The organism is Agromyces marinus, assembly GCF_021442325.1.
Lineage (GTDB): Bacteria > Actinomycetota > Actinomycetes > Actinomycetales > Microbacteriaceae > Agromyces > Agromyces marinus.
The window spans coordinates 313392-338337 of record NZ_CP087879.1; the positions used below are offsets into that span (position 1 = coordinate 313392).

24 protein-coding genes and 1 rRNA gene are annotated in these 24946 nt (G+C 70.5%); 15 read left to right on the forward strand and 10 right to left on the reverse strand.

Translation table 11 applies throughout. From position 1 onward, the window contains the following. Window positions 1-295: 295 nt before the first annotated feature. On the reverse strand, window positions 296-928 hold the full coding sequence (upp, locus tag DSM26151_RS01525) for a uracil phosphoribosyltransferase (RefSeq protein ID WP_234660673.1): 633 nt from the start codon (window positions 926-928) through the stop codon (window positions 296-298). Between the two features lie 49 nt (window positions 929-977). Between upp and tadA the strand changes: the two genes are divergently transcribed. Then, on the forward strand, window positions 978-1457 hold the full coding sequence (gene tadA, locus DSM26151_RS01530) for a tRNA adenosine(34) deaminase TadA (RefSeq protein WP_234660674.1): 480 nt from the start codon (window positions 978-980) through the stop codon (window positions 1455-1457). Between the two features lie 55 nt (window positions 1458-1512). Here tadA and DSM26151_RS01535 read toward each other — a convergent pair whose 3' ends face one another. Next, the gene (locus DSM26151_RS01535) at window positions 1513-2271 is read right to left on the reverse strand and encodes a hypothetical protein (RefSeq protein ID WP_234660675.1); all 759 of its coding nucleotides are present in this window, start codon (window positions 2269-2271) and stop codon (window positions 1513-1515) included. A gap of 186 nt (window positions 2272-2457) precedes the next feature. Here DSM26151_RS01535 and DSM26151_RS01540 point away from each other — a divergent pair, with 186 nt between their 5' ends. After that, window positions 2458-4437 (forward strand): sensor histidine kinase, encoded by a 1980-nt coding sequence (locus DSM26151_RS01540; RefSeq protein WP_234660676.1) that lies wholly within the window; start codon window positions 2458-2460, stop codon window positions 4435-4437. Then, window positions 4434-5081, forward strand: a complete 648-nt coding sequence (locus DSM26151_RS01545; protein WP_234660677.1) for a response regulator transcription factor — start codon at window positions 4434-4436, stop codon at window positions 5079-5081. Before DSM26151_RS01540 ends, DSM26151_RS01545 begins: the two co-directional genes overlap by 4 nt. 52 nt (window positions 5082-5133) lie before the next feature. Here DSM26151_RS01545 and DSM26151_RS01550 read toward each other — a convergent pair whose 3' ends face one another. Together DSM26151_RS01550 and DSM26151_RS01555 are read right to left on the reverse strand one after the other, a co-directional pair. After that, entirely contained in the window at window positions 5134-5883 is a 750-nt protein-coding gene (locus DSM26151_RS01550; protein ID WP_234660678.1) for a glutamine amidotransferase-related protein, read from the reverse strand. After that, window positions 5880-6842, reverse strand: coding sequence for a cation diffusion facilitator family transporter (locus tag DSM26151_RS01555; protein ID WP_234660679.1), 963 nt, complete (start codon window positions 6840-6842; stop codon window positions 5880-5882). Before DSM26151_RS01555 ends, DSM26151_RS01550 begins: the two co-directional genes overlap by 4 nt. 23 nt (window positions 6843-6865) lie before the next feature. On the opposite strand from DSM26151_RS01555, the gene proC reads away from it, so the two are divergent. Together proC and DSM26151_RS01565 are read left to right on the forward strand one after the other, a co-directional pair. Further along, entirely contained in the window at window positions 6866-7717 is an 852-nt protein-coding gene (proC, locus tag DSM26151_RS01560; protein ID WP_234660680.1) for a pyrroline-5-carboxylate reductase, read from the forward strand. Next, window positions 7714-9039 (forward strand): beta-N-acetylhexosaminidase, encoded by a 1326-nt coding sequence (locus DSM26151_RS01565; RefSeq protein WP_234660681.1) that lies wholly within the window; start codon window positions 7714-7716, stop codon window positions 9037-9039. Before proC ends, DSM26151_RS01565 begins: the two co-directional genes overlap by 4 nt. A 41-nt stretch (window positions 9040-9080) precedes the next feature. Here DSM26151_RS01565 and rlmC read toward each other — a convergent pair whose 3' ends face one another. Then, the gene (rlmC, locus tag DSM26151_RS01570; RefSeq protein WP_234660682.1) at window positions 9081-10226 is read right to left on the reverse strand and encodes a 23S rRNA (uracil(747)-C(5))-methyltransferase RlmC; all 1146 of its coding nucleotides are present in this window, start codon (window positions 10224-10226) and stop codon (window positions 9081-9083) included. Window positions 10227-10324: 98 nt separating this feature from the next. Here rlmC and DSM26151_RS01575 point away from each other — a divergent pair, with 98 nt between their 5' ends. Next, window positions 10325-10720 (forward strand): hypothetical protein, encoded by a 396-nt coding sequence (locus tag DSM26151_RS01575; RefSeq protein ID WP_234660683.1) that lies wholly within the window; start codon window positions 10325-10327, stop codon window positions 10718-10720. Window positions 10721-10778: 58 nt separating this feature from the next. Here DSM26151_RS01575 and DSM26151_RS01580 read toward each other — a convergent pair whose 3' ends face one another. Both DSM26151_RS01580 and DSM26151_RS01585 read right to left on the reverse strand, forming a co-directional pair. Further along, the gene (locus DSM26151_RS01580) at window positions 10779-11447 is read right to left on the reverse strand and encodes a potassium channel family protein (RefSeq protein WP_234660684.1); all 669 of its coding nucleotides are present in this window, start codon (window positions 11445-11447) and stop codon (window positions 10779-10781) included. Beyond that, entirely contained in the window at window positions 11440-12885 is a 1446-nt protein-coding gene (locus tag DSM26151_RS01585) for a TrkH family potassium uptake protein (RefSeq protein WP_407651003.1), read from the reverse strand. Before DSM26151_RS01585 ends, DSM26151_RS01580 begins: the two co-directional genes overlap by 8 nt. A 72-nt stretch (window positions 12886-12957) precedes the next feature. Between DSM26151_RS01585 and DSM26151_RS01590 the strand changes: the two genes are divergently transcribed. Next, window positions 12958-13401, forward strand: coding sequence for an ArsR/SmtB family transcription factor (locus tag DSM26151_RS01590; protein ID WP_234660685.1), 444 nt, complete (start codon window positions 12958-12960; stop codon window positions 13399-13401). 36 nt (window positions 13402-13437) lie between these two features. On the opposite strand, the gene DSM26151_RS01595 is transcribed toward DSM26151_RS01590, so the two are convergent. Continuing rightward, complete coding sequence (locus DSM26151_RS01595) at window positions 13438-13977, reverse strand: GNAT family N-acetyltransferase (protein WP_234660686.1); 540 nt, start codon at window positions 13975-13977, stop codon at window positions 13438-13440. 687 nt (window positions 13978-14664) lie between these two features. Between DSM26151_RS01595 and DSM26151_RS01600 the strand changes: the two genes are divergently transcribed. Both DSM26151_RS01600 and DSM26151_RS01605 read left to right on the forward strand, forming a co-directional pair. Continuing rightward, window positions 14665-14763, forward strand: coding sequence for a 30S ribosomal protein bS22 (locus tag DSM26151_RS01600; RefSeq protein WP_003792170.1), 99 nt, complete (start codon window positions 14665-14667; stop codon window positions 14761-14763). A gap of 109 nt (window positions 14764-14872) precedes the next feature. After that, on the forward strand, window positions 14873-15151 hold the full coding sequence (locus tag DSM26151_RS01605) for a glutaredoxin family protein (RefSeq protein ID WP_234660687.1): 279 nt from the start codon (window positions 14873-14875) through the stop codon (window positions 15149-15151). A 19-nt stretch (window positions 15152-15170) separates the two neighbouring features. Here the strand turns inward: DSM26151_RS01605 and DSM26151_RS01610 are convergent, their stop codons facing one another. Together DSM26151_RS01610 and aspS are read right to left on the reverse strand one after the other, a co-directional pair. Further along, window positions 15171-16382, reverse strand: coding sequence for a cation:proton antiporter (locus DSM26151_RS01610; protein ID WP_234660688.1), 1212 nt, complete (start codon window positions 16380-16382; stop codon window positions 15171-15173). A gap of 33 nt (window positions 16383-16415) precedes the next feature. Next, on the reverse strand, window positions 16416-17756 hold the full coding sequence (aspS, locus tag DSM26151_RS01615) for an aspartate--tRNA(Asn) ligase (RefSeq protein WP_234660689.1): 1341 nt from the start codon (window positions 17754-17756) through the stop codon (window positions 16416-16418). A gap of 72 nt (window positions 17757-17828) precedes the next feature. Between aspS and DSM26151_RS01620 the strand changes: the two genes are divergently transcribed. The 6 genes from DSM26151_RS01620 (at window position 17829) to DSM26151_RS01645 (ending at window position 24690) form a co-directional block, all read left to right on the forward strand. Next, window positions 17829-18473 carry a histidine phosphatase family protein gene (locus tag DSM26151_RS01620; RefSeq protein ID WP_234660690.1) on the forward strand — a complete coding sequence of 215 codons (645 nt, stop codon included), beginning with the start codon at window positions 17829-17831 and terminating at the stop codon, window positions 18471-18473. After that, entirely contained in the window at window positions 18473-19084 is a 612-nt protein-coding gene (locus tag DSM26151_RS01625) for a TlpA family protein disulfide reductase (RefSeq protein ID WP_234660691.1), read from the forward strand. Before DSM26151_RS01620 ends, DSM26151_RS01625 begins: the two co-directional genes overlap by 1 nt. A 14-nt stretch (window positions 19085-19098) precedes the next feature. Next, complete coding sequence (locus DSM26151_RS01630; protein WP_234660692.1) at window positions 19099-19851, forward strand: cytochrome c biogenesis CcdA family protein; 753 nt, start codon at window positions 19099-19101, stop codon at window positions 19849-19851. Between the two features lie 49 nt (window positions 19852-19900). Continuing rightward, complete coding sequence (gene resB, locus DSM26151_RS01635; protein WP_407651048.1) at window positions 19901-21616, forward strand: cytochrome c biogenesis protein ResB; 1716 nt, start codon at window positions 19901-19903, stop codon at window positions 21614-21616. A 51-nt stretch (window positions 21617-21667) separates the two neighbouring features. Next, window positions 21668-22681, forward strand: a complete 1014-nt coding sequence (gene ccsB / locus DSM26151_RS01640) for a c-type cytochrome biogenesis protein CcsB (protein ID WP_234661927.1) — start codon at window positions 21668-21670, stop codon at window positions 22679-22681. Window positions 22682-23163: 482 nt separating this feature from the next. Further along, window positions 23164-24690: ribosomal RNA gene (locus DSM26151_RS01645) — 16S ribosomal RNA — on the forward strand. The last annotated feature ends 256 nt before the right edge of the window (window positions 24691-24946 follow it).

A 24946-nucleotide genomic window follows, 5' to 3' on the forward strand; every position in this document is an offset into this window, starting at 1 on the left:
GCGGTGTCAGTCATGGGCGAAAGTCAAACCCAGGGCCCCGGATGTGTCAAACGGTGACCGCCCGATGACCGTGCGTGACGTCGAACGCGGTGCACCGGGCGCGCACCCGGCCGACGAGGTCCGGTGACAAGGGAGGCTGAGTCGCAAGATTCTTCGACCTGGAGCGAATCGATCGAATCTTCGCAAATCACCGCCGCGTCGGCGTGTCACACGGTGCAAGATCCTGCGAGGCCGGTCCGTGGGTACCACGGTTCCGCGTCGCCGATCGGCATGTGACGCGGCGAACGAGCCCGCCTCAGACCGTGCCGTACAACCGGTCGCCCGCGTCACCCAGCCCGGGAACGATGAATCCGTGCTCGTTCAGCCGCTCGTCGACCGCCCCCAGCACGACCGTCACGTTTCGCCCCTCCATCGCCGATTCGACCGCGCGAAGCCCCTCGGGCGCCGCGAGGATGCAGATCGCCGTGACATCCGTCGCGCCGCGCTTCAGGAGGAACTCGATCGCGGCCACGAGCGAGCCGCCCGTCGCGAGCATCGGGTCGAGCACGAAGCACTGCCGGCCCGACAGGTCGTCCGGAAGCCGCTCGGCGTACGTCGTCGGCTCCAGCGTCTCCTCGTTGCGGGCCATCCCGAGGAAGCCGACCTCGGCGGAGGGCAGCAGCTTGGTCATGCCCTCGAGCATTCCCAGCCCGGCGCGCAGGATCGGCACGATGAGCGGCTTGGGTTCGGCGATGCGAACCCCCGTCATGGGCGCGACCGGCGTGACGATGTCGACCGGCTCGACGCGGACGTCGCGCGTGCCCTCGTACGCCAGCAGCGTCATGAGCTCCTCGACCAGCGACCGGAAGACCGGTGACGGCGTGGACTCATCGCGCAGCACGGTGAGCTTGTGCGTGATCAGCGGGTGGTCGGCGACGTGGACTCGCATAGGCTCGAGTCTAGTTGCGGGGGTTCCGCCGATGAGAAGGGGCGAACGGATGCCGGTGCACCGCCCTGAGCACATCGAGTGGATGTCCCGCGCGCTCGCCGAGGCATCCGCTGCCCTCGCCACCGGCGACGTCCCCGTCGGCGCGGTCGTCGTGCGCGACGGCGAGATCGTCGCGACCGGGCGCAACGAACGCGAGCGCCTCGGCGACCCGACCGCGCACGCCGAGCTCCTCGCGATCCGCGAGGCGGCCCGCGCGATCGGGGACCGCCACCTGGTCGACTGCACCCTCGTGGTCACGCTCGAGCCGTGCGTGATGTGCGCGGGCGCGATCCTCGCCGCACGCGTGCCGACCGTCGTGTTCGGCGCCTGGGACGAGAAGGCCGGTGCCGCCGGGTCGGTCTACGACGTGCTGCGCGATCGGCGGCTGAACCACCGCGCCGAGGTCGTCGCCGGTGTCGAGGCGGATGCCGCGTCCCGCCTGCTGCTCGATTTCTTCGAGGATCCCGCGCGGCGACCGCGCCCGGCCTGACGCGGCGCCCGGGCGGGACGAGTCGGCCCGGGCGTCATCCGCTGCGGGCCCGGCGTCAGGCGATCGCGATCGACAGCCCGCCGACCACGGCGTACGCCGCCCCGGCGAGCAGGATGACCGCGAGCGCCCGCCACCCGGCACGGCCGCGCCCGGCGAGGAACCCGCCGAGGGCCCAGAGCGTGCAGAAGTACACGAGGCTGAACAGGTCGTCCTCCTGCGGGTCCTCGAACGTGCCGCCGCTCGCACGCCAGACCACGGTGGCAGCGAGGCCGACGAGCGCTGCGACGGTGATCACGCCGAGCATCAGCCGGAGGCTGCGCGCGGGGCGGTCGGCATCGGTCGAGCCTCCCCGGAGCACGTCGCGCCCCTCCGGGTGCAGCCAGACGAAGACGGCCGCGACGAGGCCGATCCACACGACCGAGAACACCAGGGTGGACAGCACGTCGTCGTGCCCCTGGATCAGGGCGGACAGCCACGAGAACCCGCCGGTCAGCGCAAGGGCCGATGCCAGCCACGCCGCCAGGCCCGATGAACCCCGGGGGCGCACGGCCAGCACGAGCGCTGCCGCGGCGACGGCGACGAAGATCGCGCCGGCCGCTCCGTCCGCCAGTCGGTGCAGCTCGGGCGTGCGCTCCCACCCGTGGTCGACGTCGTCCGGGAGCACGACCCAGGGTGCGAGCACCCCGCGCCAGGCGCCGAACCCGACGAGGTGGAGGAGCGCGATGAGGACCATCAGGATCCGGAAGACCACGAGACGGATGCCGCGACCGCGACCGCTCGGCTTCGTCTCGTGTTCGCGCACGGTCTCGGTCATGTCGATTCCCTTCGTCGGCGGCGCCTCGTGCGCCGGTCGTCGTCATGCTGGCGCGCCCGGCGCGCCCGAGCCCAGTGCTCCCGGGCCCGACCATGCCCGTCGCCGGGCGACCGTTCGGGCGGATCGCCCGCGAGCCCGGGACGCGCGTCTCTGGTGGTCGACGTCGTGGCCGGAGAAGATGAGTGCATGGCCAGGCGGAGGTGGGGGCTCGGGATCGCGACCGTCGTCGTGCTCGTGCTCACCGTCGTGGCCGTCGCCGGCGAGGTCACGGTGCTGGCGCGCGACGGCGCGGACGTCGTCGCCGGTGCGGCTGCCGTCGCGCTCGCGCTCGTGGGCGCGGCCTGGTTCGCGGTGGGTGCCTACCTGGTCGCGAAGCGGCCCGGGCACCCGCTCGGCTGGATCTTCGCCGGGGTCGGACTCGGCACGCAGGCGGGCGTCGCCGGCGAGATCGCAGGCCGGGCCGGGTGGTTGGAGTGGACCGGATCGCCCGTCGGCATCGTGGTCGACGGGCTGGGGGGACTCGGCATCTTCCTGCTCATCGGCCTCCTCCCGGTGCTGTACCCCACGGGAACCATCTCCGGTCGGGTGCCCGGGGCCGTGGCCTCGCTCACCGCGGTGGGCGCGCTGCTCGCCCAGCTGCAGGTGCTGCACGCGCGGGTCGACCCGCAGGTCACCTGGCCGTTCGGGCCTCCGCCGTCGGACGCGCAGCCCTGGTGGGCGTTGTGGCTGCCCTGGCTGCTCTTCGGCTCCGGCGTGCTCGGAGGCTGGGCGCTGTGCGTCGTCCGGCTCGCGCGGGCGCGGCACCCGCTCCGCCAGCAGTTGGCGTGGCTGCTCGTCGCGGTCGTGTCCGTCCTGGTCACCGCGGCGCTCGGCGACTCCGCGGTCGCGATGGCACTCCAGGCGTCGGCGCTGCTGCTCCTGCCCGTCGCGATCGCCGTCGGGATCGTCCGGTATCGGCTGCTGGACATCGAGACCGCCGTGCCGCGCGCGATCACCGCAGGGGTCATGACCGTCGCGATCGCGGGGGTGTACCTCGTCGCGACCGCGATCTCCGGCGTCGGGCTCACCGGTTCGACGTTGCCGTCCGTGATCGCGGCCGCGGTCGTCGCGGCAGTGCTGCTCCCGCTGCACTCGCGCGTGCGGCGCGCGGTCGACCTGTTCGTGTACGGCAAGCGGGCCGACCCGGTGCGTGCCGTGGCGGACCTCGGCGCCGCCGTCGCGTCGGGCGAGGGCGAGCTGCTGAGCGCGGTCGTCCGGGAAGTCGCCGCGACGTTCCGTGCAGAAGGGGCGCGCATCCGCGTCGGCGCGGGTGAGGTCGTCGCGTCGACCGGCGACATGGATGCCACGGCCGCCCTGGCGGTGGACCTCTCGATCGGTGGGGCCGTGATCGGCCGGCTCGAGCTCCTCGCCCCGGCGCGCGGCGGGAGCTACTCGCGCGCCGACACGGCCATGCTCGAGGCGATGGCGGGGACGGTGGCGCTCGGCGTCCGGGCCGCGGGCCTGGCGGACGAACTCGAGGGACAGCGCGACGCCGTGGTCGAGGCATCCGCCGTCGCCCGCGACCGGGTGCGCCGCGACCTGCACGACGGACTCGGCCCCTCGCTCACCGGCCTGAGGCTCGGGCTGCAGGCACTCGTCGACGCGCACGCGACGGGAGACGACGAGCGCGCCGTCGCGATCACCGCCGTGCTCCGCGACGAGTCGGAGCGCGCCGTCGCGGAGGTTCGGCGCGTCATCGACGACCTCCGGCCGGCCGACCTCGATGAGGGCGACCTCGCGTCCGCCCTGCGCCGTCGGTTCTCGCAGACGCACGGCGCCGCGCCGGTGACGGTCGATGCCGGGGAGCTGCCGTCGCTGCCGCCTCGAGTGGAGGACGGCATCTTCCGGGTCGTCGCCGAGGCCGTCGCGAACGCCCACAAGCATGCGGGAGCGGGAGCGGTCCTCGTGGAGATCGGGCAGGCGGATGGAGCGGTGACGGCGCGCGTGAGCGACGACGGAAGCGGAATGCCGGCCGGTCCGGCCGCCGGGGTGGGGCTCGCGTCGATGCGAGCCCGGGCGGACGAGCTCGGCGGGGCCCTCGACATCCGATCGTCCGCCGCCGGCACCGTGATCACCCTCACGCTGCCCCACCCCGTGGACGCGGGCCTGCCCGGAGCGAAGCGATGACCGTGCGGGTCGTGATCGCGGACGACCACCCCATGTACCGGTTCGGGCTGCGTGCGGCGCTGGAAGCGCTGGGCGACGTCGATGTCGTCGGCGAGGCGTCGGACGGTGCCGAGCTGGTCGGGCTCGTCGCCGACCGCGCACCCGACGTCGCGTTGACCGACCTCGCCATGCCGGGAACCGACGGCGTCTCGGCGGTCGCCGAGATCAGCGCCCGGTTCCCCGGAACGCGCACCCTCGTGCTGACCATGGACGCCGGAGACGACGCCATCCTGGCCGCGCTCCGCGCGGGCGCGAGCGGCTACCTTCTCAAGGACGCCGAACGGGACGAGATCGCGAGGGCGATCCGCGTCGTCGCGACGGGGGGCACCGTGTTCTCCGGCGAGGTCGGCGCGAGACTGGTGCAGCATGCATCCGCTCCGAACCGAGAGCGCACCCGCCCGTTCCCCGAACTCACCGAACGCGAGACCGAGATCCTCGCCCACATCGCGGCGGGTCGGTCCAACCGCGACATCGCCGTCTCGCTCTTCCTCGCGGAGAAGACGGTGCGCAACAACGTGGCGATGATCCTCGCGAAGCTGCACCTGCGCGACCGTGCGGCGGCGGTGGCCGCCGCGCGCGACCACGGGCTGGGCGCCGGCCGCTGACCGAACGGCGCGGGGCCTCCGCCTCAGCCCCAGTGCGCGTTCGTGCCCGGGCTCAGCCGGCCCGGGGCAGCGTCCGCCGCGTCGCGAGCCCATCCACGAAGTCGCCCAGGATCGCCGCGGACGCCGCAGCAGCTCCCGGCCCGCACGAGGCCTGCAGCTCGCGCATGCCCTCGACCGAGAGGCCGTGCTCGGGCAGCTCGTCACGCCAGGCCGCGAGCCAGTCCTCGTGGATCTCGTGCGTGACCTCGGGATGGAACTGGACCGCGAGCAGCCAGTCGCCGCGCCGGAACGCCTGGTTGGCGTACTGCGGCGACCCGGCGAGGCGCTCGACGCCGTCGGGCAGGTCGAACGTGTCGCCGTGCCACTGCACGAAGCGCGCGCCCGCCGCGTGGCGGACGGGGGAGTCCTCGCCGGCCTCGGTGAGTTCGACGCCGAGCCAGCCGACCTCCTTGCGCGGCCCGCGGTACACGTCGGCGCCGAGGGCGGCAGCCAGCAGCTGGGCGCCCAGGCACACGCCGAACACGGGAGCCTCGGCCGCGATGCGGGCGCGGAGCAGGTCGAGCTCCGCCGCGAGGTAGGGGTACTCGTCGGCCTCGTACACGCCCTCGTCGCCGCCGAGCACGACGACGAGGTCGGCGGTCAGGGGGTCGATCGCGGTCACGTCGCCCGTCGGGGCGTCGAACACGCGCACCTCGTAGCCGTGCGCCTCGAGCGTCGGGCCGAGGTTGCCCAGGCCGATCGCGGAGTCGTGGCGGAGCACCAGGGCGACGGGAGTGCCGGCCGTGCCGGCGGCATCCGTCATTCGAGCCCCTTGATGACGATCGCGTCGGTCGGCGGCGCGGCCAGGTTCGGATCGACGTACACGTCGGGTTCGATGTAGATCACGCGGGCCGCGGGCACCGCATCTCGGATGCGCCGCTCGATGACGTTCGTGGCGGTCGAGACCTCGAGCAGCCGCTGGTCGGCATGGAACCCGACCTTCGCGGCGACGAGCAGCTCGTCGGGACCGAGGTAGAGGGTCTTCATGTGGATGATGCGCTCGGCCTCCGGGCCGGCGAGGATCGCGGACTCGATGCTCGCCGCATCGCTCTCGTTCGCGCCCTCGCCCACGAGCAGGCTCTTCGTCTCGACGCCCAGGATGATCGCGACCACGATCAGGAGCGTGCCGATCATGAGCGTGCCGACCGCATCCCACAGCGGATCGCCGGTCAGCACCGTGAGGCCCACGCCGAAGAGGGCGAACACGAGGCCGGTGAGCGCGGCGACGTCCTCGAGCAGCACGACGGGCAGTTCGGGCGCCTTGGCGCGCCGGACGAACTGCACCCAGCTCTGCCTGCCGCGCACCTTGTTCGACTCGACGACCGCGGTGCGCAGCGAGAACGACTCGAGCAGGATCGCGATCAGGAGGACCAGGATGGGCAGCCACGCGTTCGTGAGCTCGTGCGGGTGGGTCAGCTTGTCGATGCCCTCGTAGATCGAGAACATGCCGCCGACCGAGAACAGGATGATCGACACGACGAACGCGTACACGTACCGCTCGCGGCCGTAGCCGAACGGATGCTCGCGGTCGGCGGCCTTCTTCGCCTGGCGCCCGCCGACGAAGAGCAGCAGCTGGTTGCCGGCATCCGCGACCGAGTGGATGGCCTCCGCGAGCATCGACGCCGAACCCGAGAAGAACCACGCGATGAACTTGGTGATCGCGATGCCCGTGTTCGCGAGGAATGCCGCCAGGATCGCCTTCGTGCCGCCGGATGCGCTCATGCGCCAATCCTAGGATGGCTGCCATGACCACCACCCCGACCGTCGAACTGCCCGCGATCGCCTTCCTCGGGGCCGGGTCGATGGCCCGCGCCATCCTCGCCGGGCTGCTCGCTCCGCACGTCGCGGTCGAGGGCGGCATCCGCGCCACCAACCGCAGCGCCGAGCGCGCGGCCGAGTTCGACGACGAGCCGCGGGTGCGCGCGTTCGCGACCGAGACGGATGCCGCGGCCAACCGCACCGCGGTCGACGGCGCGAAGCTCGTGGTCGTCGCCGTGAAGCCCGCGATGGTGCCGGGCCTGCTCGACGAGATCGCGGACGCCCTCGAACCGGGCGCGGTCGTCGTGAGCGTCGCGGCGGGCGTCACGGTCGCGACGTTCGAGGCGCACCTGCCCGAGCAGGTCTCGGTCGTGCGGACGATGCCGAACACGCCCGCCGTCGTCGGCCGCGCCGTCACCGGCGTCTCCGCGGGCACGCGTTCCAGCGAGGCCGACCTCGCGCTCGTCGTGTCGCTCTTCGAGACGGTCGGCGAGGTGCTCGTGGTCCCCGAGTCGCAGCTCGATGCGCTCTCGACGATCTCGGGGTCCGGGCCGGCGTACGTGTTCCTGCTCATCGAGGAGCTGACGAAGGCGGCAGTCGCGAAGGGGTTCACGACCGAGCAGGCGCGAACCATGGTCGAGGGCACCTTCCGGGGTGCGAGCGAGCTGCTCGCGGTATCCGACGACGACCCTGCCGAGCTGCGCCGTCGGGTGACGAGCCCGAAGGGCACCACCGAACGTGCGGTCGCGGTCCTGCAGGACGCCGGACTCGCCGACCTGTTCGCGCGGGCGACGGATGCCGCGCTCGCCCGCGCGCGAGAGCTGGCGGCCGGGGCGTGAGCATCGCGCCGCTCGCACCGCGCGCGCCGCTCGACCTCGACGGCGACCCCCGGTTCGGCTGGCGCGGCGTGATGCTCGACGTCGCACGCCGGTTCCGCCCGCTGCCCGAACTGCGGCGATTCATCGACCTGCTCGCCGCGCACGGGCTCAACGTGCTGCAGCTGCACCTCACCGACGACCAGGGCTGGCGGTTCGAGGTGCGCGCCTACCCGCGCCTGGCCGAGGTCGGCGGCCGCAGGTCGGCGTCGCAGGTCGGCCACGGGCCGTCGGCGACGCTCGACGGCGTGCCGCACCAGGGGGCGTACTCGCAGGCCGAACTGCGCGAGCTCGTCGCGTACGCGGCGGCACGCGGCATCCGCCTGGTGCCCGAGATCGACGTGCCGGGCCACGCGCAGTCCATCCTCGCCGCCCACCCCGAGTTCGGGGTCGGCGGGGTCGAGGCGGTGCGCGCGCGCGTCGCCGAGCCGTGGACGCGCTTCGGCATCAGCGACGAGGTGCTGAACGTCGAGGAGTCGACGGTCGCGTTCGTGTGCACCGTGTTCGACGAACTGTGCGACGTGTTCGACTCCGACGTCGTCGGGATCGGCGGCGACGAGGCGCAGAAGCGGCGCTGGCGCGACGACCCGCGCACCCAGGAGCTCATGGCCGAGCGCGGCCTCGCCGACGAGGACGAGCTGCAGGCGTGGTTCCTCGGGCGGGTGGCCGCCCACCTCGCCGGGCGCGGACGTCGCGTCATCGGGTGGGACGAGATGCTCGAGGGAGCGGATGCCGCGGCGGCGGTGCCGCCGCTGCCCTCGGACGCCGTCGTCGCGTCATGGCGCGGACCGGTCGGTGCCGAGCTCGGCGCGCGCCTCGGGCACGACGTCGTGCTCTGCCCCGACCTGTGGACCTACTTCGACTACCGGCAGTCGGATGCCGCGGAGGAACCGATCCCGGTCGGCACCGTGCTCTCGCTCGAGGACGTCGCGGCGTTCGACCCCGTGCCCGACTCGGCGCCGGACGGGTTCGCCGAGCGCGTCGCGGGCGTGCAGGCCAACGTCTGGACCGAGCACCTCGACACCCGCGATCGCCTCGACTACGCGGTCTTCCCTCGCCTCGGCGCGTTCGCCGAGGTCGCCTGGAACGGCGGCCCGCTCGACTGGGGCTCGTTCGCGACGCGACTGCCCGCGTACCTCTCCTGGCTGGCCGAGCAGGGCGTCGACTACCGCCCGCTCGAGGGCCCTCGACCCGACCAGCAGCGGCCGGGCGTGCCGGGGGTGCCGCGCTCGCGCGAGGAGCGCCTCGCCGAACTCGCTCGGCTCACGGCCTCCCTCGCACGCTGACGCTCGCGGCCGTCACGCACCGGAACGACGACGGCGCTGCCTCAGCCGCGCCGCTCGAGCAGCGTCATGACCTCGAAGTGCGGCGTCTGCGGGAACATGTCGAACACGCGCGCCCGAACGGGCCGGTACGAGGGCATCGCGGCGAGGTCCTTCGCGAGCGAGACGGCGTTGCAGCTCGAGTAGAGCACGTGGCGGATGCCGGATGCCTCGAGCCATCCGCTCAGCTCGGCGCCGATGCCGCGACGCGGCGGGTTCACGACCACGAGGTCGGGCGCCTCGTCGGCCGGGGCGTCGAGCGCGAAGCGCGTGGCATCCCCGGATTCGAACCGCACCCGGTGGAGCGCGGCATCCGTTCGGCTGAGCTCCGCGCTCGCGACGGCCTCGACGCTCGTCTCGATGCCGGTGACGGCGGGGCCCTCGTCGGGGTCGCCGCCCGCGAGGTGCAGCGCGAAGCCGCCGACGCCCGAGTAGAGGTCCCATGCCGAGGCGGGTGCGAGGTCGGTGATCCAGTCGCGCGCCTCGGCGTAGAGGGCCGCCGCGATGGTCGTGTTCGTCTGGAAGAAGCTCTGCGGGCGCAGGTGCATCGTCACGTCGTTCAGGCGCATCGCGAGCGTCTGCTGTTCGGTGAGCACGATCTCGTGCTCGCCCTCGAGTACGGCCTTGTGCTCGGGCAGCACGTTCACGCTCACCACCCGCGCGTTCGGCAGGTCGGCGAGCAGCGTCGGCAGGTGCTTGCGGATGCGCGCCACCGGCTCGGTCGAGCGCAGCACGAAGCGGATCATGAGCTCGCCGTCGGGCGACTCGGTGACGATGAGGTGCTTCAGCTCGCCCGTGCGGCGCGGCACGTCGTAGGGCGTGATGCGCGACAGCGTGATGAACCGGGCGATCGGCCCGAATGCGGCGCGGTGACCGGGGGAGCAGATGCCGCAGGCCTGGAGGTCGACGCCGTGGCCGTCGGCGTCGAGGATGCCGATCGTGGGCGCGTCGACCGTGCCGCCGACGACCATCTTCGCCTTGTTGCGGTAGTCGCGCTCGCCCGAGGCGACGGGCGGCGCCCACTCGGCCACATCGAACGGCGCCAGCAGGTCCTCGGCGCGCGCCTGCTTCTCCGCGAGCTGCGCAGGGTACGGCCGACCCATGAGCGTGCACGACCGGCAGCGCCCCGCGTCGAAGTAGGCGCAGTCCACGTCATCAAGCGTAGGCGGCCGACGCGAGCCGGATCGTGTCGCGTGCACGGCGACCGCCCCGGGCGCAGGTACGCTCACGATGAAATCAGGAGTCGCCCATGGAACCGCTCGACGTCATCGCGCTGGCCGGCGAGGTGGTCGCGTGGATCGCGCTCACCTCCGGGCTCGCGCTGCTGCTCGCGTTCGCCTTCGCACGGATGGCCGACGGGACGTGGGATCCGACCGAGGTCGCGATCCTCCAGCGCCCCGACGGAGACCTCGTCCGCTGGTTCGCCGGCGGCGAGTTCCATGAGCGCCCCCTCGAGGCCCACGAGCACGCGCGCCACGGCGACGAGGGCGAACTCGTCGGCTGGGTCCGGCGACGCACCCCCGAACGACTGCGATTCGAGGCGTCGTCGCACGTGCCGCGCGTGCTCGGAACGCTCGCCGTGATCCTGCTCGTCGTGGGCGTCGCCGCGACGGTCGCGTCGACCGTCGCCGGCGCGGTCGCCTGAGCCCGGCGGACGGATCCGTCGGTGCGGCATCCGCCCCGCGGCATCCGCCCCGCCCGCCCTATTCGAGCGCCGCGAACTTCTCGATGTCGCCCTCGGTGCCCGAGACGATGATGAGGTCGTGCGTGGTCACGACCGTGTGCTCGGTCGCGTACGTGAACGGCTTGCCGGGGCTCTTGACCCCCACCACGGTGACGCGGTGGCGTGAGCGCACGCCCGACTCCGTGAGCGTCTTGCCCCGGATCGGCTTCGGCGGGTACATCTTCACGAGCGCGAAGTCGTCGTCGAACTCGATGAAGTCGAGCATGCGGCCCGACACGAGGTGCGCCGTCCGCTCGCCCGCCTCGCGCTCGGGGTAGATGACGTGGTTCGCGCCGATGCGCTCGAGGATCTTGCCGTGCGAGCTCGAGATCGCCTTCGCCCAGATCTGCGGGATCTTCAGGTCGACGAGGTTCGCGGTGATGAGCACCGATGCCTCGACCGACGATCCCACCGCGCACACCGCGATCGAGAACTCCTGCGCGCCGATCTGCTTCAACGCGTCGAGCGACTTCGCGTCGGCGACGACCGCGTGCGTGACGCGCTCCGCCCACTTCTGCACCAGGTTCTCGTCCTCGTCGACCGCGAGGACCTCGCGGCCGAGCCGGTCGAGCTGGCCGGCCGTGGCGGCGCCGAACCGCCCCAGGCCGATGACGAGCACCGGCGCGTCGTGCTTGATGCGATCAACCAACGATGGGCCTCTCTTCCGGTCGTTTGAACAGCTGGCGCTTCTGGGTCGCGGCGAACGCCGCAGCGAGGGTGACCGTGCCGACACGCCCCATGAACATCGTCAGCGCCATCACGTACTTGCCCTCGGGCGGCAACGACTCGGTGAGCCCGGTCGAGAGGCCGCACGTGGCGAACGCCGAGATCACGTCGAACAGCACGAAGTCGAGCGGAGACTTCGTGATCTGGGTGATGATCACCGTCGAGACCGCCACGATCGTGGCGCCCCACAGCACGACGCTGACCGCCAGGCGCAGCATGTCGCGCGGGATGCGGCGGCCGAACGCCTCCATCGCCGGCTTGCCGCGCGCCTCCGCGTAGGCGGCGAGGAACAGCACGGCGAGCGTGGTCACCTTGATCCCGCCCGCGGTGGACGCGGACCCGCCGCCGACGAACATGAGCATGTCGGTCACGAGCAGGCTCGAACCGTACATGTCGGCCATGTCGATGGTCGCGAAACCGCCCGACCTGGTCATGGTCGACATGAAGAACGCCTCGTAGAGGGTCTTGCCGAATCCGAACGAACCGTACGTCCTGGGATTGTCGTACTCGAGCACGAGGAAGGTGATGGCGCCGGCGAACCACAGCGCGACGGTCGTCGTGATCGTGAGCTTCACGTGCACGCTCCAGCGCCGCGGCGAGCTCCAGGTGCGCAGGAGCGCGAAGATCACGGGGAAGCCGAGGCTGCCGAGGAACACCGCGATCATCATGAGCGACTGGAACCAGTAGTCGTCGAAGAACTCGACCGGCCCCTCGGGGTTCGGATTGAACCCGGTGTTGGTGAACGCGCTCACCGCGTAGTACGCCGAGTACCACAGGCTCGTGCCGAAGTCGTATCCCTTCGCGAGCACGCTCGGGATCATCCCGACCATGATCACGGCCTCGATCGCGAGCGTGCTCACCGCGACGGTCGCAAGGAGCCCGCCGACCTCGCCGAGCCGGATCGCCTGACGCTCCGACACCGGGCCGGCGTGCGCCCGAGACGGGTTGGTGTCGCTCGCGGCGATGAGCTTGGCCCGAAGGCCGAGCCGCCGCGAGATCACGAAGCCGAGGATCGAGGCGAGCGTGAGCACGCCCATGCCGCCGATGTTCATGCCGATGAAGATGACCGCATTGCCGAACGGCGACCAGTGGGTGGCCATGTCGACCGTGGTCAGCCCGGTGACGCAGATCGTCGAGACGGCCGTGAAGAACGCGTCGTACAGCGGCGTGCCCCCGGTGCCGGTGCCGGCGCGCGCGAGCGGAAGCGAGAGCAGCGCGGTCGTGAGCAGGACCAGCGTCGCGAACACGAGGATCGCGAATCGCGACGGCGAGCTGCGGATGATCCCGCCGCCGAAGGCGCGGACGCGCATGAGCCACGAGCGCCGGGCGGGACCCCGACGACCCACGGCTTGCGCGGCCATCAGCCCTCCATCCGCTCGACGCGTGAGTCATGGTACTCCCCGCCCCCGTCGCGGACTGACTACCCTTGCACCATGGCGGACATCTTCGACGTGGTGGCGGACCCGACCCGGCGCGACATCCTCGCGGTCCTGCTCGATCGCGAGACCACGAAGCCGGAGTCCGGTGGCGAGATCAGCGTGGGCGAGATCGTCACCGCGCTCGGCGTGAGCCAGCCGACCGTGTCCAAGCACCTGAAGGTCCTGCGCGAGGCCGGCCTGGTCGCGGTCCGCGAGGAGGGCCAGCACCGCTACTACCGGCTCGACCGGGCTCCGCTCGAACTGCTCGAGGACTGGTTGATCCCGTTCGTGACGACGGATGCCGCGGCCGACGCGGCCACGCTCGCCGGCGCCGACGCGGAGGACCTCGAGATCCCGCTCAACGACGACCAGCGGGCATTCGCCTCCGCCCTCGGCAAGGCGTTCGCCGAGACCGCGCACCAGGTGTCGGCCGTGGTCGCGCCGAAGCGCCGCCGGTAGCGCCGGCACGGGCGCTCGCCGCGCACGCGGCCGTCGCTAGCGCTTGCGTTCGCGCGGGGCGCCGAGGCGCTTGACCATCTCGAGCTCCAGCCCGCCCGGCTCCAGTTCGTACGGACGGCTGCTGCCGCTCAGCACGAAGCCGTGACGCTCGTAGAAGCGACGGGCGCGCGGGTTGTCCTCGTGAACCTCGAGACGCAGCGTGTCGGAACGCAGTGCCGCCCACCGCTCGATCTCGGCCAGCAGGGCGGCCGTGACGCCGACGGCCTCGCCGCGACGGTCGGGCGAGACGTAGACGCCGACGAGGAGCGGGCCCGTCGCGGCATCCGGCACGTAGCAGCCCATGGTGCCGACCCAGCGCTCGCGCTCGATCGCGACGATCACGGTCTGCTCGTTCGATTCGCCGCGCTTCGCGCGCGTGCGCCACTCGGCCTCGTCGTACGTCGCCGCGCGTTCGAGCGTGTCGCCGAAGGCGATGGGCGTGTCGCGCAGCATCTCGAGTCGCAGGTCGCGGACCTCGCGCCAGTCGTCCTCGCGCGTCGTGCGGATGACGAGCGCGGATCGATCCCGGAGCGGCATCCTTCGAAGCTAGCGGATGCCGCGCCGCGCGACCCCGCCGCGCCCGCGCCCTGCGCGCCGCGCTGCGCCCGCGCCCGTGCCGCGCTCCCGCGCAGCGGCCCCGCGCTCGCCGTGCCGCGCTCGCCGTGCCGCGCTCGACCCCAGCCCGCCGCGCCCAGCGTCGTGTGCGCCACTTGCTCGGCTGTGCACCCGTTCTCCTGGTGCGGCACTGAGCAAGTGGCGCAGTCCGCCGTGCAGCGCTCCCGCGCAGCGCTCCCGCGCAGCGCTCCCGCGCAGCGCTCCCGCGCTCGTCGTGCCGCGCTCGACCCCAGCCCGCCGCGCCCAGCGTCGTGTGCGCCACTTGCGCGGCTGTGCACCCGTTCTCCTGGTGCAGCACCGAGCAAGTGGCGCAATCCGCCGAGCAAGTGGCGCAATCCGCCGAGCAAGTGGCGCAGTCCACCGCGCAAGTGGCGCAATCCGCCGAGCAAGTGGCGCGGGCCGCCGTGCGAGTGGCGCAGTCCACCGTGTGAACCGAGGCGTCGCGTGAACCGAGGCACCGCGTGAACCGAGGCATCGGCGCACCGGCGCGCGGCGGCCCCGCGCCCGGGCCCGACGCGGCCGTTCAGGCGAGTGGGTTAGACTACCGCGGGGCGTTTCCGCTCCACGGCTGCGGCTCGCGTGGCCGCCCCTGATCTTTGTGAGGTTTTCGTGGGTTCCGTCATCAAGAAGCGTCGCAAGCGCATGGCGAAGAAGAAGCACCGCAAGCTGCTTCGCAAGACGCGCCACCAGCGTCGCAACAAGAAGTAGGTCGTTCCGACCACGGCCACGGCGCCGCCCCGTTCGGGGTCGGCGCCGTTCGTCGTCCCGTGGCGGCCCCGGCTGGGATCGTTGGGGCGCAGCGACGTAGTCTGGCGGGGTGACCCCCAGCCCCGACATCCGCCTCACGCTCATCGGCAAGCCCGGATGCCACCTCTGCGACGATGCACGCGAGGTGGTCGGGTGCGTGCGCGAAGAGCTCGCAGCCACCCCCGGCGCTCCCGCGACCACGTTGGAAGAGCTCTCGATCCTCGATGACGACGCGCTCCGCGAGCGCTACGCCGAGGAGATCCCGGTGCTGCTCGTCGACGACGAGGTGCACGGGTACTGGCGCATCGATCCCGTGCGCCTGAAGACCGCGCTGCTCGCGCGCGGCTGAGACGGCTCAAACCGGAGGCTCAGGCCGGAGGTTCAGGGGCCGGGGCGGCATCCGCTCGCACCCGATCCTCGGCCTCGCGGCGGGCGAACCAGGCCGCGATCGGCACGTCCGTCGACGAGTGCGCGATGATCGACAGCGCGATCGCGACGACGATCACGTGGAACAGGTACGCGGCTTCCGGGGTGCCGCTCTGCAGCACGAGCAGGCCGTACAGCACCGAGGCGAAGCCCTTCGGGCCGAACCACGCCGCGGTCGCGCGCTCCTCCCACGGCAGGCCGCTGCCGATGAGGGAGATCTGCACGGCCACGGGCCGGGCGAAGACCATGAGCAGGACGGCGAAGAGGTACGCGGTCCACGGAACCGACAGCAGCAGTTCGGGCGAGATGAGCGCGCCGAACATCAGGATCGCGAAGAGCTTCACGAGTTCCGAGAGCTGCCCACCGAAGTCGCGGAACGCGACGCGCATCTCGGGAGCCGCGCTCGCGATCGTGATGCCCGCCGCGTATGCCGCGAGGTAGAGGTTCGCGTGGGTGACCGTGCAGATGCCGAGCACGATGAGCCCGACCGCCACGGGCGTGAGGGAGGCGTACAGGGGCGTCAGTGCGAAGATCCTGCGGCGGACGAGCCACGACGTGACGAGCGGCACGGCGACGCCGACGAGGATGCCGAGGACGAGTTCCTCGACGAGCACGATCGCCTCGACATCGGGTCCGCCCGCCGTCGCGATGAGGATGAGCACGACCGGGAGTGCGAGCCCGTCGTTGAGGCCGGACTCCACGCCGAGCAGGTGCCGCACCCGGTGCGGGATCTCACCCCGGCCGATGATGGCCGAGGCGAACACGGGGTCCGTCGGGGCGAGCACGGCGGCGACGAGGGCCGCCTCGAGCAGGGTGAAGCCGAGCAGCCACATGCCGAGGGCGGTGGTGATGACGAACGTGATCGGCATCCCGAGCAGCAGGGCGCGGCCCGGCAGCTTCCAGGCGGACCGCAGCTGCCGGAACCCGATCTCCTGCCCGTCGGTGAACAGCACGATGAACAGCGCGAGCGATGAGACCGTCGTGACGGTCGGGTCGGTCGCCTCGAGGTCGATGACGCCGAGCAGGCCCTCGCCGAGGACGAAGCCGGCGACGAGGAAGAGCACGGTCGTGGACAGCACCGTGCGGTGCGCGATCCCCGATATGAGGATCGCGGCCATCAGCGTCAGCGCGAACGACAGCAGCAGGGCATCCACACCCCGAGTCTGCCGAACGGATGCCGCGGACCGCTACGGCTGCAGGCGCGTCGGGCCGCGGAAGAGGTAGGTCGTCTCGCGGATCGAGTGCTCGTCGAGCATGAGCATCATGAGGCGCGCGAGTCCCATGCCGAAGCCGCCGTGCGGCGGCACGCCGTACCGGAAGAAGTCGAGGTAGAACCCGAGCTCCTCCGGGTCGAGGCCCTTCTCCTTCGCCTGCTCGACGAGCACGTCGATGCGGTGCTCGCGCTGCGCGCCCGTCGAGATCTCGACGCCGTTGTAGATGAGGTCGTACGAGTTCGTGACGCCCGGGTCGCCCTCGCGGCGCATGTGGTAGAAGGGCCGGATGCTCGAGGCGTAGTCGGTGAGGAACACGAAGTCGTGGCCGTAGGTCTCCTTGACGTACGCCGAGATCTGGCGTTCGCCCTCCGGGTCCATGTCGGCGTCGGCGCGGGGCACGACGTAGCCGCGCGACGCGACGATCTCCTTCGCCTCGGCGAGCGGGATGCGCGGGAACGGCGTGGTCGGCACGGCGACCTCGACGCCGAAGAGCTCGCGGATCTCGTCGCCGTGCTTGGCGACGACGGCCGTGAAGCCCGCGACGAGGAGCTCCTCGTGCATCGCCATGACGTCCTCGTGCGAGTCGACCCAGCTCATCTCGGCGTCGATCGAGGTGAACTCGGTCGCGTGACGCGACGTGAACGAGGGGTCGGCGCGGAAGGCCGGGCCGACCTCGAAGACGCGGCCGAGGCCCGCGGGCTGCGCCATCTGCTTGAAGAACTGCGGGCTCTGCGCGAGGTAGGCCTTGCCCTCGAAGTAGCCGAGCTCGAACAGCTCGGCGCGCGACTCGGATGCCGAGGCCATGAGCTTCGGGGTCTGGATCTCGACCCAGTCGCGCTCGACCCAGTAGCTGCGGAGGGCGTGCAGGAACGTGGTCTGCACGCGGAAGATGAGGTTCTGCTTGGGGTGGCGCAGGTCGAGGAAGCGCCAGTCCATGCGCTTGTCGAGGCTGGAGTCGGCCGCGATCGGCGTCTCCTCTGCCTCGGAGACGATCTCGAGCGAGCCGATCTTGACCTCGAGCCCGCCGAGCTTGACGCGCTCGTCGTGCTTGAGGTCGCCGGTGACGGTGATGAACGTGCCGTGCCCGAGCGCGGAGATCTGCTCGGTGAGGGCCAGGCGAGCGGATGCCGCGGCATCCGCCCCGTCTTCGACCTCGCGCGTCGCGGGGTTGACGAGCTGGACCGCCCCGGACTCGTCGCGCAGGATGATGAACTGCACCTTCTTCTGATCACGGACCGTCTCGACCCAGCCGGCGACGGTGACCGGCCCGTCGGGGAGGGCGGCGAGCTGCTTGATCGGGGTGCGCGTGTTCACGACGGACCATCCTACCCGCGGCCTCTCGGGCGCTCGGCGGATTCGGAGGGAACCGGTTCGTAGACTGGGGGCGTGCCTGCCGAGCAGATCCATCTCGTGCGCCACGGCGAGGTGTTCAACCCCCAGGGCGTGCTCTACGGCCGACTTCCCGGATTCGGGCTGAGCGATCTCGGCCGATCCATGGCGGAAGCGGCCGCACGCGACCTCGTCGCGCGCAAGCGACCCGTGGCGCGCCTGATCGCGTCGCCGCTGCAGCGTACGCAGCAGTCGGCCGAGCCGATCGCGGCCGCGTTCGGCCTGGAGCCCGACCTCGACGAGCGCGTCATCGAGCCGACGAACCGGTTCGAGGGCAAGCGGATGTCCGGGGCCCAGGGTGCGCTGCGCGACCCCCGCAACTGGCTGCTGCTGGTCAACCCGTGGGAGCCGAGCTGGGGCGAGCCGTTCCGGTCGATCGCCGACCGCATGCTCGATGCGATGACGGATGCCGCGGGGTCGGTCGATTCCGGAGACGTCGTGGTCGTCAGCCATCAGTTGCCGATCTGGATGACGCACCGCCGGGTCGCCGGCCGCGCGCTCGCGCACGACCCGCGCCGCCGCCGGTGCACGCTGTCGAGCATCACGACGTTCGAGCGCCGCGGCGACCGCTTCGTCGAGGTGTCGTACCGCGAGCCGGCCGCCGGGTTGCAGTCGCTGGCCACCGACGTGGGGGCGGTGTGATGCGCGCGACCCGGACGCGCCGCGTCGTCGGCGCCGCCGCGCTCGCCGCGGCATCCGCTCTGGTCCTGGCGGGGTGCAGCAGCGACCCGCTCGCCGAGCAGTACCGCGAGGGCAGCGGCAAGGGCTACATCGCGGGCGACGGCACGATCTCGGAGTACCCGGTCGACGAGCGCGGCGAGCCGATCGAGTTCGAGGGCGAGACCATCGAGGGCGAGGCGCTCGGGTCCGACGACCTCGCGGGCGAGGTCGTGGTCGTCAACTTCTGGTACGCCGGCTGCGCGCCGTGCCGCGCCGAGGCGCCCATGCTGCAGGAGGTCTTCGAGGAGTTCGACGGCGAGGGCGCGAGCTTCGTCGGCGTGAACGTGCGCGACCAGGCCGCGACCGCGGCATCCTTCGAGGAGAACTTCGGCATCACCTACCCGTCGATCATCGACTCGATCGACGGGCTCGTGCAGTACGCCTTCGCGGGCGACGTCCCGCCCGCGGCCGTGCCGACGACGCTCGTGCTCGATGCCGAGGGCCGCGTCGCGGCCCGCATCCTCGGGCAGTTGAAGGATGCGTCGATCCTGTCGACGATCGTCGGCGACCTGGTCGACGAAGCGGCAGCGTAGGCGGCGCGGCGGCCATGGACCTCGGGGAGATCGTCTTCAGCGGGCAGCTGCTCGCCGCGCTGCCGATCGCGCTCGCTGCAGGCCTGGTGTCGTTCCTGTCGCCCTGCGTGCTGCCGCTCGTGCCGGGCTACCTCGGGTACCTCGGCGGGTTCGCCGAGGCGAGCGCCGAGGCGTCCGAGGCGCGTCGTGCGCGTCGCCGGCTGCTGCTCGGCGTGCTGCTCTTCATCGCGGGGTTCACGCTCGTGTTCCTCGTCTTCACGACGACGTTCGGCGTGCTGGGCGCGTGGCTCGCGCGCTGGTCCGACCTCATCATCCGGGTGCTCGGCGTGGTGCTCATCGGCATGGGGCTGGTCTTCATCGGGCAGTTCACGTTCCTGCAGCGCACGATCAAGCCGTCGTGGCGGCCGGCGACCGGGCTGGCCGGCGCGCCGCTGCTCGGCGTCGTGTTCGGACTCGGGTGGACGCCGTGCATCGGCCCGACCCTCGCGGTCGTGCTCGCGCTGAGCGCGGATTCGGCTTCGGCGGGGCGGGGCGCGCTGCTCGGCCTGGCGTACTGCGTCGGCCTCGGCATCCCGTTCGTGCTCGTGGCACTCGGCTTCGGCTGGGCGGCGAACGCGCTCGCGTTCGTGCGCCGGCACATCCGCGCCGTCAACCTGATCGGCGGCGCGTTGCTCATCCTCATCGGCCTGCTCATGGTGTCGGGCGTGTGGACCATCTGGATGTACGACCTGCAGGCGGTGATCGGTGGATTCGTCCCAGCAATCTGAGACCGGGCGAGCGGATGCCGCGGCCGAGCGCGACACGGGCGTCGACCCGCTGCGCCCGTCGGACTACGACGACGGCTCGGGGGCGCCGGATGCCGATGGCGTCGCGGGTTCGCGGCCCGGTTCCGGGCCCGATGCCGCCGTGGTGTCGCCGAAGCTCGGCGTCGTCGGCTGGCTGCGGTTCGCGTGGCGGCAGCTCACGAGCATGCGCACCGCTCTGCTGCTCCTGCTGCTGCTCGCGATCGCCGCGGTCCCGGGGTCGCTCGTCCCGCAGCGCTCGAGCGACCCGAACGGCGTGGTGCAGTACTTCGCCGACAACCCGGACCTCGCGGCGGTCCTCGAGTGGTTCCAGATGTTCGACGTGTACACGTCGGTGTGGTTCTCCTCGATCTACCTGCTGCTGTTCGTCTCCCTCATCGGGTGCATCGTGCCGCGCACGAGGCACCACTTCGAGGCGCTCCGCGCCCGACCGCCGAAGACGCCCGCGCGACTGTCGCGGCTGTCGGCCTACACCGAGCGCGAGCTCGGGGGTTCGGCGGCGGGGGCGGACGAGGCGGCCGAGGTCGCCGAGGCCGCGGTCGAGCGTGCTGCGACCGAGCTGCGGAAGGCGGGCTACCGGGTCGAGCGCTACGACGCCCGTGGCATCCCGTCGGTGTCGGCCGAGCGCGGCTACCTGCGCGAGACCGGCAACCTCGTCTTCCACACGGCGCTCGTGGGCGTGCTCGTCGCGGTCGCGATCGGCGGCGGATTCGGGTTCGCCGGGCAGCGCGTGATCGTCGAGGGCCAGTCGTTCGTGAACACCCTCGCGGCCTACGACTCGTTCAACCCGGGGCGGTTCTTCGACGACGGCAGCCTGACGCCGTACCGGCTCACGCTCGACGAACTCGACGCCGTGTACGAGACGGAGAACACCGACGCGCTCGGGCAGCCGATCGACTTCACCGCGCACGTGACGATCGACGGACTCGACGGAGCGACCGATCGCGACGTCAAGGTCAACGAACCGCTGTACGAGTACGGCACCGACGTGTACCTGCTCGGCAACGGCTACGCGCCGACCATCACGGTGCGCGATCCGGGCGGCGACGTGGTGTTCACCGACTCCGTGCCGTTCCTCCCGCAGGACGCGAACCTCACCTCGCTCGGCGTCGTGAAGGTCCCGGACGGGCTCGACGAGCAGATCGGCCTGATCGGGTTCTTCTATCCGACGCAGGAGCAGCTCGCGACCGGCGCGTACACGTCGACGTATCCCGACCTGGTCTTCCCGGTGCTCACGCTGAACATCTACTCGGGCGACCTCGGGATCGACGACGGCACGCCGCGGTCGGTCTACCAGCTCGACACGAGCGGCATGGAGCAGCTGACGGGCGGCGAGACCGGAGTCGATTCGATCGAGCTCATGCCCGGGGAATCGGCCGACCTGCCGAACGGCCTCGGGACGGTCGAGTTCGCGTCGGCATCGCCGGACGCGGGGGACTTCGCCGAGAGCGTGCCGCGGTTCGCCTCGTTCGACGTGCACCACGACCCGTCGCAGGGCTGGGTCCTGGTGTTCTCGCTGCTGATCGTCGGCGGCCTGCTGCTGTCGTTGTTCGTGCCTCGGCGCCGCATGTGGGTGAAGGCCGTCGCGCGGCCCGACGGGCGGGTCGTGCTCGAGTACGCGGGGCTCGCGCGCGGCGACGATCCCGGGCTCGAACGCGCGGTCGAGGACTTCGCCGACCGCCATGCGGGCGCCGCGACGGGCCCGGTTTCCGAGCATTCTTCGACGTAAGGTGGAACAGTGACGCTCGACGAGATCTCCATCATCGCGGTGTACTCCGCGATGGCCGTGTACGCGATCGCGTTCATCGCCTACGCGATCGACCTGGCACGCCGGTCGGCGGCGTCGGCCGCTGCGGCCGACGGGGCGGATGCCGCCACGGCCTCGCTGGAGCGCGAGGCCGCGACGGTGGGTGCGGCACGCGAGCGTGAGGCGAATGCGGGCCCGACAACGGATGCCGCGCCAGCGACCTCGGGCGGACGGGCTCGCGCCGGGCGTGGCGCCGCTGCCGCGCCATCCGTCGCCTACGGCAGGTCGCCGTCCCTGCGGGTGGCCGTGGCCATGACCGTGATCGCCTGGGCGCTGCATCTCGCGGCGACCGTGCTCCGCGGCATCGCCGCGAGCCGGGTGCCGTGGGCGAACATGTACGAGTTCGCCCTCACCGGAACCCTCGTCATCACGACGGTGTTCCTCGTGGTGATCGCGGTCTCGAAGACCGACCTGCGCTTCCTCGGCACGTTCGTCACCGGTCTCGTGCTCGTGCTGCTCGGGGTGGCGACGGTCAACTTCTACGTGAGCGTCGTGCCGCTGCCGCCGGCGCTGCAGTCGGTGTGGCTCGTGATCCACGTGTTCGTGGCCACCGCAGCGGTCGGGTTCTTCGCGCTCGGGTTCGCGCTCTCGGTGGTCCAGCTCATGCAGGCCCGACGGCAGGCGCTGGTCGCGACGGCCGACGCGGTGCGGAAGTCGTTCCTCGCGACCCTGCCCTCGGCCGAGACCCTCGAGAACCTCGCGTACCGCGTGAACATCATCGGGTTCATCCTCTGGACCTTCACCCTCATGGCCGGCGCGATCTGGGCTGAGAAGGCCTGGGGGCGGTACTGGGGCTGGGACACCAAGGAGGTGTGGACCTTCATCATCTGGGTGGTCTACGCCGGGTACATCCACGCCAGGGCGACGCGCGGGTGGCGCGGCTCCCGATCGGCCTGGCTCGCGATCATCGGATTCTCCGCGGTGCTGTTCAACTTCACGGTCGTGAACCTGTTCTTCAAGGGCCTGCACGCCTACTCCGGACTGTGATCCGGGCGCGACACGCCCGGGCGCGGGGCGCGATTTGGCACCGGCCCCGAAGTCGCGTAAGTTCTTCTCTTGTCGCCACGGCGGCGGGAGCGAGAAGCTCCCGGGCCCGGCGGACATCCCAGCCAAACAGCCTCGTAGGCGCCTCGTGCGACTCGGTTGCTTCAAGTCTGGGGTGATCGGTACCTTGTTCCGTCGATCCGATTCGGGTCGTCAGGTCAGCTTCTGATCAGGTTCGAGAGCTACCGTTCTGAGGTTGCCCCGTTGTGGCCGGCTGTGATGGCAGGCCTGTCGGGTGCGTCCGTTCCTTGAGAACTCAACAGCGTGCACTATGTTCAATGCCAATTTTTTGAATCCCGTGTTTCCTCTTTCGGGAGGGGATGGGTTTCCTTTGATTGATGGACAATTTGATTTTTGTAAGTCAGTTGTTTCTCTGTCAGTGATTTGAACTCCCTGACGCCTTTCGGGGTGTTGGGAACCATTTTTTTTTGGAGAGTTTGATCCTGGCTCAGGACGAACGCTGGCGGCGTGCTTAACACATGCAAGTCGAACGATGAAGCCCAGCTTGCTGGGTGGATTAGTGGCGAACGGGTGAGTAACACGTGAGTAACCTGCCCCTGACTCTGGGATAAGCGTTGGAAACGACGTCTAATACCGGATATGACCTTTCCCCGCATGGGGTTTGGTGGAAAGTTTTTCGGTTGGGGATGGACTCGCGGCCTATCAGCTTGTTGGTGAGGTAATGGCTCACCAAGGCGTCGACGGGTAGCCGGCCTGAGAGGGTGACCGGCCACACTGGGACTGAGACACGGCCCAGACTCCTACGGGAGGCAGCAGTGGGGAATATTGCACAATGGGCGCAAGCCTGATGCAGCAACGCCGCGTGCGGGATGACGGCCTTCGGGTTGTAAACCGCTTTTGTCAGGGAAGAAGGGCCTTCGGGCTTGACGGTACCTGGAGAAAAAGGACCGGCTAACTACGTGCCAGCAGCCGCGGTAATACGTAGGGTCCGAGCGTTGTCCGGAATTATTGGGCGTAAAGAGCTCGTAGGCGGTTTGTCGCGTCTGCTGTGAAATCCCGAGGCTCAACCTCGGGCCTGCAGTGGGTACGGGCAAACTTGAGTGGTGTAGGGGAGACTGGAATTCCTGGTGTAGCGGTGGAATGCGCAGATATCAGGAGGAACACCGATGGCGAAGGCAGGTCTCTGGGCACTTACTGACGCTGAGGAGCGAAAGCGTGGGGAGCGAACAGGATTAGATACCCTGGTAGTCCACGCCGTAAACGTTGGGCGCTAGATGTGGGGACCTTTCCACGGTTTCCGTGTCGTAGCTAACGCATTAAGCGCCCCGCCTGGGGAGTACGGCCGCAAGGCTAAAACTCAAAGGAATTGACGGGGGCCCGCACAAGCGGCGGAGCATGCGGATTAATTCGATGCAACGCGAAGAACCTTACCAAGGCTTGACATGACCGAGAACGCCGCAGAAATGTGGAACTCTTTGGACACTCGGTTACAGGTGGTGCATGGTTGTCGTCAGCTCGTGTCGTGAGATGTTGGGTTAAGTCCCGCAACGAGCGCAACCCTCGTCGCATGTTGCCAGCACGTTATGGTGGGGACTCATGTGAGACTGCCGGGGTCAACTCGGAGGAAGGTGGGGATGACGTCAAATCATCATGCCCCTTATGTCTTGGGCTTCACGCATGCTACAATGGCCGGTACAAAGGGCTGCGATGTCGTAAGGCGGAGCGAATCCCAAAAAGCCGGTCTCAGTTCGGATTGAGGTCTGCAACTCGACCTCATGAAGTCGGAGTCGCTAGTAATCGCAGATCAGCAACGCTGCGGTGAATACGTTCCCGGGCCTTGTACACACCGCCCGTCAAGTCATGAAAGTCGGTAACACCCGAAGCCGGTGGCCTAACCCTTGTGGAGGGAGCCGTCGAAGGTGGGATCGGTGATTAGGACTAAGTCGTAACAAGGTAGCCGTACCGGAAGGTGCGGCTGGATCACCTCCTTTCTAAGGAGCACTGGACCAGGTTTCTGGTTCCAGGAGTCCCAGATCAGACCGAACGTGTCTGCTGGGTGCTCGTGGGTGGAACATTGACATAGGCGTCCAGGCTGATGGTTCTGGTTCAGTACGCCGCTCTTCGGGGTGGTTGGAACGACCGGGGTTGTCGGGTTGGGTGCGTGCACGCTGTTGGGTCCTGAGGGACCGGACATGGCCTTGGGTGTCTTCGGGTGCCCTGTGGTCGGGGATGGTTTCCCTGTTCAGG